Below are 7,774 nucleotides of genomic sequence, written 5' to 3' on the forward strand. Positions count from 1 at the left end.
CCCGCTGCTCTTGGTGATCCGGTCCAGCACTGCTACTCTGGCGGCAACTTAAAACATTTAGGTGCCTGCTGCGTCCGGTTTCCCGGTTCGCGCGGCGCCGGAAGGACCCGAAGTGGAAGACCACGACACCGGCGCAGGCGCGCCGGAAGTGGGCGTGTCCAGGGCTTCGCCGCCGTCAGGCGGGCCAAGCCCATCCGCCGGGCGGCCCCGCCAGGCGGGGCCCCAGTCCGGTAACGGACAGGCCGGCGACGCCCAGCCTCAGCGAGGCAAAGCGAGAAAGCGGCGCAAGCGCCGGCGCGGACGCAAGGTTTTTGCACGCGGTGAGCTCGCTACGGCCGCGCATCTCGTTGCGGCGTCAGCCGTCAACATCGTCGCGGCCGGCCCGCCGGCCGTCAGCATCGCGCCAAGCCCCATGGCCGCGCCTCCGGCTCCGCAGCCCAGGCCCGAACAGCCCATACAGCGGCCGCCGATGCAGGAATTGCCGGTGTTTGCCGCGCTCGATCTCGGCACCAACAATTGCCGGCTTTTGGTCGCGGTGCCGCAGCGGCACGGCCAGTTCCGTGTCATCGACGCCTTTTCACGCATCGTCAGGCTGGGCGAGGGGCTGACGGCCAACGGGCACCTGAGCCAGGCGGCGATGGACCGCGCCGTCGAGGCGCTGAAAATCTGCGGCGACAAACTGCGCAACCGCAAGATCAAGAAGGCGCGGCTGATCGCCACCGAAGCCTGCCGCACTGCCGACAATGGCGTCGAATTCCTGCAGCGCGTCGAGCGCGAGGCCGGTCTGAAACTCGAGATCATCGACCGCCAGACCGAGGCCCGCCTTGCGGTGTCGGGCTGCGGCTCGCTGGTCGAGCGCGACACGCAAGGGGTGGTGCTGTTCGACATTGGCGGCGGCTCGTCCGAAATCGCGCTGATCGACCTTACCGGCCAGCGCTCGCCGCGGCTTGCCAACCACATCGTGTCATGGACGTCGCTGCCGGTCGGCGTCGTCTCACTCGCCGAGCGTTTTGGCGGCCGCACGGTGACGCGCGAAATTTTTGCCGCCATGGTCGAGGATGTCGCCGTGCGGCTGAGGTCCTTCGACGGCCGCGACCGGCTGAGCCATGTGCTTGCCAGCCCGAAATTCCATCTGCTGGGCACATCCGGCACGGTGACGACTCTGGCCGGCGTCCATCTCGACCTCGAGCGCTACGACCGCCGCCGGGTCGACGGGTTGTGGATGGACCGTGACAGCGTCGATCGCATGGTCGAAAAGCTGGTCGGCTGGGATTTCCAGCAGCGCTGCGCCAACCCTTGCATCGGCGCCGACCGCGCCGACCTGGTGCTGGCCGGCTGTGCTATCCTCGAAGCCATCCGCGCCGTGTGGCCGTCGGAGCGGCTGCGCGTCGCCGACCGCGGCCTGCGCGAAGGCATTTTGAGCGAGCTGATGGCCGATGACGGCGTCTGGCGCAACAGTGGGCGTGGCCGACAGTGACTAAGAAACCGGAAAAACCAGGTTCTGCCAGCATCCGCGTGCTGAAGACGCGGATCAAGAAAAAGAGCGGCCTGAAGGAATCGTCGCGCCGCTGGCTGCAGCGCCACATCAACGACCCCTATGTCCAGCGCTCCAAGGCCGACGGCTACCGCTCGCGCGCGGCCTACAAGCTGATCGAGATCGACGACAAGCATCATCTCTTGAAGCCCGGCATGAAGGTCATCGACCTCGGGGCCGCGCCCGGCGGCTGGTGCCAGGTGGCGGCCGCGAGGACGAAATCGACGGCGGACAATCCGCATGTCATCGGCATCGACTATCTCGAAATGGATGCCGTGCCCGGCGCTCCCGTGCTGCTCATGGATTTCCTCGACCCCGAAGCGCCGCAAAAGCTCGCCGAAGCGCTGGGCGGCGACCCCGATGTCGTGCTGTCCGACATGGCGGCGCCGACCACCGGCCACAAGCGAACCGACCATATCCGCACCATGCATCTGTGCGAGGTGGCAGCCGATTTCGCGCTGTCGGTGCTGAAGCCGGGCGGGCATTTTCTGGCCAAGACGTTTCAGGGCGGCGCCGAGAATGAGCTGCTCTCCATGCTCAAGAAGAACTTTCGCTCGGTCCACCACGTGAAGCCGCCGGCGTCGCGCGATGAGTCGGTGGAGCTTTATTTATTGGCGAAGGATTTCAAAGGGCGCGTTCTTCCTTCTCCCCTTGTGGGGTGAGAAGCGGTCCGTGCAGCGGACGAAAAGCCAATTGCTTGGCTTTTCGAGCTTCGAACGCCCTGAGCCTGCGAAGGGCCGGGTGGTGGCCGATCCACCCCGCCGGGTCCCCGCTGCTTCGCAGCGTCCCGGCGTTCGCCGGCCTTTCATCGTGCCACCGGCACGATGAATTCGCTTCGCGAACCGGCTGCTCACCCCACAGGGGGAGAAGGCAAAGGCGCCGCGCCGCTACTTTCCCGCCGTGCTCACTGGCTCCAGCGTCTTCGGCGTCGTCAACCGGCCATGACCCGACACGGCGTTGCCGGCGTCCGGCGCCAGCCGCATGAACGATATTGACGCTGCCGCCGACACCGCCGCCACGATGAAGAAGGCGATTTGGAAATCGCCAAGCGTCAGCGGGCCGCCATGGATCGAGGTCGAGACTTCCAGGATGCCGCCGGCCAGCGCCACGCCGAGCGCGATCGACAGCTGCTGGAACACCGCCGTGATCGGCGTCGCCTTGCTAGTGTCTTCCGCCGACACCTCGGCATAGGAAAGCGCGTTGACGCCGGTAAAGAACATCGAGCGGATAAAGCCGCCGACCAGCAACATGGCCAGCATCAGCGCGTAAGGCGTCTCCGGCGTGAACAGGCCGTATATGGCGATCGATGCGGCGGCGATCAGCGAGCCCCAGATCAAAACGCGGCGGAAGCCGGCCAGCCGGAAGATCAGCGCCGTGACGAACTTCATGCCGATGGCGCCGATGGCCGAGACGAAGGTGATCATGCCCGACTGGAACGGCGTCAGCCCGAAGCCGATCTGGAACATCAGCGGCAACAGGAACGGCACCGCGCCGATGCCGATGCGAAACAGCGAGCCGCCGAGCACCGAGGAGCGGAACACCTGGTTGCGGAACAGTTCCAGCGCCAGCAGCGGGTTTTTGGCGCGGCGCCCATGCAGGAGGTAGAGTGCGCCGGAAATCAGCCCGACCGCCACGGTGATGAAGCCGATCGCCGGCGGTAGATAAGGCAGGCTGACCACGGACAGGCCGAAGACAACGCCCGATGCGGCGAGCCCGCTTAGCACGAAGCCGGGAAATCGAGCGGCGGCGTTTCTGCGGCATCGGTTTGCGGCAGGAAGCGCGTCGCCAGCCAGATGCCGATCAGCCCGATCGGCACGTTGATCAGGAAAATCCAGTGCCAGGTGAAATAGGTGGTGATGAAGCCGCCGATCGGTGGTCCCACAAGCGGCCCGACCAGCGCCGGCACAGTCAACCACGACATGGCGGCGACCAGTTCGCTTTTCGGCGTCGCGCGCACCAGCACCAGGCGGCCGACCGGCGTCATCATGGCGCCGCCTATGCCTTGCAGGAAGCGCGAGACGACAAAGGCCGGGAGCGAATTGGAGATGGCGCAAGCGACCGAGCCCAGGATGAACACACCGATCGCGGCCCGAAACACGTTCTTGGCGCCAAACCGGTCGGCCATCCAGCCGCTGATCGGAATGAAGATCGCCAGCGACACCAGATAGGCGGTCAGCGCCAGCTTGAGCGCGATCGGGCTGGTGTGGATGTCGACGGCGATCGCCGGCAGCGATGTCGCGATGACGGTCGAATCCATGTTTTCCATGAACAGAGCGACCGCCAGTATGAGCGGAATGATGCGGTTCAACGAACGCGTCCGAACTGGCAAAAGGTGCGTGCCGACCGGGGCAAGCCGGCACGAAAAGGCGGTTATCACGCCCTTACCCGGATGTCGCATTAATTTGCTGTCACTTTTGTGCGACCGCCTGCTCGCGCGGGCATGGCAGCGTTCCAAGGCAAGCAGAGAGGAATAGCTCTTGCGAAAGGCGACGCGGCGCATTATTGTAGTGAATATAACTACTATATGGGCGTTATCATGGAAGAGGCCGTTTCGGCAGCCGATGCCAACCGCAAATTCTCGCTCCTCCTGCGCGGTGTTCGGGAAGGGCAAAGCTATGTCGTGACCAGCCATGGACGACCCGTTGCGCGGATCGTGCCCGCAGGGCAGCCCGACGCCGTGGCTTCCCGCTCGCGCGCCGCGCTGCTGTCGCGCCTCGAACGCCAGCCTGTATTAGAGGCCGGGCGCTGGACCCGCGACGAGCTTTACGAGGACGGGCGGTGAAGGTCGCGCTTGATACCAACATCCTTGTCTATGCGGAGGGGATCAACGGAGCCGAGAAGCGCGACATCGTTTTCGATCTACTGCGCGACATGGCGCAGGAGGCCGCCATCATTCCGGTCCAGGTGCTCGGCGAGCTGTTCACCGTTCTGACACGTAAGGCCGGAAGGTCGCGCGCGGAAGCCCGTGACGCCTTGTTGAGCTGGCGCGACGCGTTTCCGGTTGTCGGCACCACACCGGAGGTGATGACGGTGGCGGCCGATCTCGCGATCGATCACCATTTCGGCATCTGGGACTCCACTATCCTGTCCGTTGCCTCGCAAACCGGTTGCCGGCTGCTGCTGTCGGAAGACCTGCAGGACGGCTTCACCTGGGGCGGCGTAACGGTTGTCAATCCTTTCGCATCGCCGCGCCATGCCTTGCTCGATGCTCTGCTGGGCAAGTCCGCCGAATAGGCAATCATCGGCTTTTCATCGGCGCCGCGACGTGTTACCAGCCAGCGCCAATCCTGAAAGGGAAGAAACGAGTCGGCGCTGTCCATTGCGGTCCAGCGCTTTTTTGTATTCTCCCAGCGCTTTTTCGTATTCGAAGGACTGGCCATGGCAAAAATCATCGAAACGTCCACCGGCGCGCTGGCGCTGACCTTTGACGACGTGCTGTTGCAGCCCGGCCATTCCGAGGTCATGCCCGGCGAGACCGATATCCGCACCCGCATCGCCACCGACATCGACCTCAACGTGCCGATCCTGTCGGCCGCCATGGACACCGTCACCGAGGCGAGGCTTGCCATCGCCATGGCGCAGGCCGGCGGCATCGGCGTCATCCACCGCAATTTCTCGCCGGCCGAACAGGCCGAGCAGGTGCGCCAGGTCAAGAAATTCGAATCAGGCATGGTCATCAATCCGGTCACCATCGGCCCCGACGCCACGCTTGCCGACGCGCTGGCGCTGATGCGCACCTATTCCATCTCGGGCATTCCGGTGGTTGAGAATGGCGGCACCGGTGGCCAGAAGATCGGCCGCCTGGTCGGCATTCTGACCAACCGCGACGTGCGCTTCGCCTCGGATCCGGGGCAAAAAGTCTACGAATTGATGACCCGTGAGAACCTGATCACGGTCAAGGAGAATGTCGACCAGGACGAAGCCAAGCGGCTGCTGCACCAGCACCGCATCGAAAAGCTCGTCGTCGTCGACAAAAAGGGCAATTGCGTCGGCCTGATCACCGTCAAGGACATCGAGAAGTCGCAGCTCAACCCGCACGCCACCAAGGACGCGCAGGGACGGCTGCGCGCCGCCGCCGCCACCAGCGTCGGCGATGACGGCTTCGAGCGCGCCGAGCGGTTGATCGACGCTGGCGTCGACCTGCTGGTCATCGACACCGCGCATGGCCATTCGCAGCGCGTGCTGGATGCGGTGACCCGGGCCAAGAAGCTTTCGAATTCCGTGCGCATCCTGGCCGGCAACGTCGCCACCGCCGAAGGCACGCAGGCACTGATCGATGCCGGCGCCGACGCGGTCAAGGTCGGCATCGGCCCGGGTTCGATCTGCACCACCCGCATCGTCGCCGGCGTCGGCGTTCCGCAGCTTTCGGCGATCATGTCGGCGGTCGAGACGGCGCACAAATCCGGTGTGTCGGTCATCGCCGATGGCGGCATCAAATATTCGGGCGACCTGGCCAAGGCGCTCGCCGCCGGCGCGAGCGCCGCCATGATCGGCTCGCTGCTTGCCGGCACGGACGAAAGCCCAGGCGAGGTCTATCTGCACCAGGGCCGCTCCTTCAAGGCCTATCGCGGCATGGGTTCGGTCGGCGCCATGGCGCGCGGCTCGGCCGACCGCTACTTCCAGGCCGAGGTGCGCGACACGCTGAAACTTGTCCCGGAAGGCATTGAAGGGCAGGTGCCTTACAAAGGACCTGTGTCTGGCGTGCTGCACCAGCTTGCGGGCGGGCTAAAAGCCGCTATGGGTTATGTCGGCGGCCGCGATCTTGCCGATTTCCGCGAGCGCGCCACCTTTGTGCGCATATCCAACGCCGGACTTCGTGAAAGCCACGCCCATGACGTCACGATTACCCGCGAAAGCCCGAACTATCCCGGCGGAGCCTGACCAGCAGCCAGACCGGAACGTGCTCTGGCGCAATCAGGCGACGATTGTGCTGCGGCTGGCGCGCCACGCGGGCGCGCTATGCGTTGCATCGATAGCGGTTTTCATCGCCATGACGCTGCTGGAGTTCTTCTATTTCCGCCAGTTGAGCGGCGGCCTGGCGTCGCTCGATGTGCGCTTTGGCGGTTTCACGCCGGATGAGGGCATGGCCTGGCTGACCGCACTCGGCCGGCGCGGCAGCGAGATCATCCTCGTCTGGCACTATTTGACCTTCGACCTTCTGTTTCCGGCGCTGCTGTCACTGACCATGGTCAGCCTGATCCTTGCCACAGGGCGGCGGCTGAAGCTCTTTCGCACTCTGCCGGTACAGCTTCAGTCGCTGTTGGCGCTGGTTGTCGTGCTGCCCTACACCTGCGCCGATTATGCCCAGAACATTGCGGTGGCGCGGCTTTTGTCCGATGCGCTGTCGGCCAATCCGGATTCGCTGTCCTTCGCCTCGTCGCTGATCGTCACCAAATTCGCGCTTCTGGCGATACCTCTCACCGTCATCGCGGCTTTCATCGTCGCCAGTCGGCGGCGTCCACAGGCATGAACAACAAAGTACGGGCAACGCCATGAGCCAGACCGCAATCTTCTGGCCGATACTGGCGCAGGTGCTGCTGGTCTATATCGTCTATGTGGTAATGGGCCGGCGCCGCTATGGTGCGGTCAAATCAGGCGAAGCCAAGGTCGGTCAATACAAGATGCGCACGACCGAGCCTGCGTCCAGCGTAACCGTCGCCAACAATCTCATCAACCAGTTCGAACTGCCGGTACTTTTCTACGTGCTGTGCCTGGCGCTGCACGCGACCAATGGCGTCAATTATCTGACCTTGGCCTTGATGTGGATTTTCGTGATTTCCCGCTATGCCCACGCCTGGGTCCATCTGACCAGCAACAATTTACGGTTTCGCAGCCGCGCCTTCTACATGGGCGCGATCATTCTCTTGCTGGCATGGATCTGGTTCGCGCTGCACCTGCTCGGCCTGGTTTGAGCAGCGCGTGGGCCTTGCCTTCTCCCCTTGTTGGAGAAGGTGGCCGAGCGAAGCTCGGTCGGATGAGGGGTGTTCCAGCTTGGCGGGGATGGCGATCCGTCACGCACCCCTCAACCGTCTCGGCGCTGGGCGCCGATCCACCTTCTCCCACAAGGGGCCTGTTGCGTAATTGGCTGGTTGTGATTCTCTGAAGGCGAAAGCCGGGAGAGTCGCAATGGCGGTTAAGCGGACGGGACAATTGAGCCTGGTTGAGGCATTTCTGGGTGACAGGCTTGCGAGCGGTTCTTCGCCGCTCGATCGTCTGTCGGGGCTGGTGAAGTGGTACCGG

7 protein-coding genes and 1 pseudogene are annotated in these 7,774 nt (G+C 64.3%); 7 read left to right on the forward strand and 1 reads right to left on the reverse strand.

Annotated elements, in window-relative coordinates:
* The first annotated feature begins 112 nt into the window (after positions 1 to 112).
* On the forward strand, positions 113 to 1,477 hold the full coding sequence (locus JQK88_RS18265) for a Ppx/GppA phosphatase family protein (RefSeq protein ID WP_203279027.1): 1,365 nt from the start codon (positions 113 to 115) through the stop codon (positions 1,475 to 1,477).
* On the forward strand, positions 1,474 to 2,196 hold the full coding sequence (locus tag JQK88_RS18270; RefSeq protein ID WP_203279028.1) for an RlmE family RNA methyltransferase: 723 nt from the start codon (positions 1,474 to 1,476) through the stop codon (positions 2,194 to 2,196). The genes JQK88_RS18265 and JQK88_RS18270 overlap by 4 nt, the downstream gene beginning before the upstream one ends.
* 225 nt (positions 2,197 to 2,421) lie before the next feature.
* On the opposite strand, the pseudogene JQK88_RS18275 reads toward JQK88_RS18270, so the two are convergent.
* A pseudogene (locus tag JQK88_RS18275) lies at positions 2,422 to 3,842 on the reverse strand (MFS transporter).
* 228 nt (positions 3,843 to 4,070) lie between these two features.
* Here JQK88_RS18275 and JQK88_RS18280 point away from each other — a divergent pair.
* The 5 genes from JQK88_RS18280 (at position 4,071) to JQK88_RS18300 (ending at position 7,446) form a co-directional block, all read left to right on the forward strand.
* Positions 4,071 to 4,316, forward strand: a complete 246-nt coding sequence (locus tag JQK88_RS18280; RefSeq protein ID WP_203279035.1) for a type II toxin-antitoxin system Phd/YefM family antitoxin — start codon at positions 4,071 to 4,073, stop codon at positions 4,314 to 4,316.
* Positions 4,313 to 4,768, forward strand: coding sequence for a PIN domain-containing protein (locus JQK88_RS18285; RefSeq protein ID WP_203279029.1), 456 nt, complete (start codon positions 4,313 to 4,315; stop codon positions 4,766 to 4,768). The genes JQK88_RS18280 and JQK88_RS18285 overlap by 4 nt, the downstream gene beginning before the upstream one ends.
* A gap of 144 nt (positions 4,769 to 4,912) precedes the next feature.
* Positions 4,913 to 6,415, forward strand: a complete 1,503-nt coding sequence (gene guaB / locus JQK88_RS18290; RefSeq protein ID WP_112563527.1) for an IMP dehydrogenase — start codon at positions 4,913 to 4,915, stop codon at positions 6,413 to 6,415.
* Between the two features lie 43 nt (positions 6,416 to 6,458).
* The gene (locus JQK88_RS18295; RefSeq protein WP_203279036.1) at positions 6,459 to 7,004 is read left to right on the forward strand and encodes a hypothetical protein; all 546 of its coding nucleotides are present in this window, start codon (positions 6,459 to 6,461) and stop codon (positions 7,002 to 7,004) included.
* A gap of 22 nt (positions 7,005 to 7,026) precedes the next feature.
* On the forward strand, positions 7,027 to 7,446 hold the full coding sequence (locus JQK88_RS18300) for an MAPEG family protein (RefSeq protein WP_192253131.1): 420 nt from the start codon (positions 7,027 to 7,029) through the stop codon (positions 7,444 to 7,446).
* The last annotated feature ends 328 nt before the right edge of the window (positions 7,447 to 7,774 follow it).

The organism is Mesorhizobium caraganae, assembly GCF_016836705.1.
In the GTDB taxonomy this organism is placed as follows: Bacteria; Pseudomonadota; Alphaproteobacteria; order Rhizobiales; family Rhizobiaceae; genus Mesorhizobium; species Mesorhizobium caraganae.

Bases quoted from the DNA above. Each gene is read 5' to 3' on its own strand.
- JQK88_RS18280 (WP_203279035.1), top strand. From the start codon at position 4,071: ATGGAAGAGGCCGTTTCGGCAGCCGATGCCAACCGCAAATTCTCGCTC.
- guaB (WP_112563527.1), top strand. From the start codon at position 4,913: ATGGCAAAAATCATCGAAACGTCCACCGGCGCGCTGGCGCTGACCTTT.
- JQK88_RS18300 (WP_192253131.1), top strand. From the start codon at position 7,027: ATGAGCCAGACCGCAATCTTCTGGCCGATACTGGCGCAGGTGCTGCTG.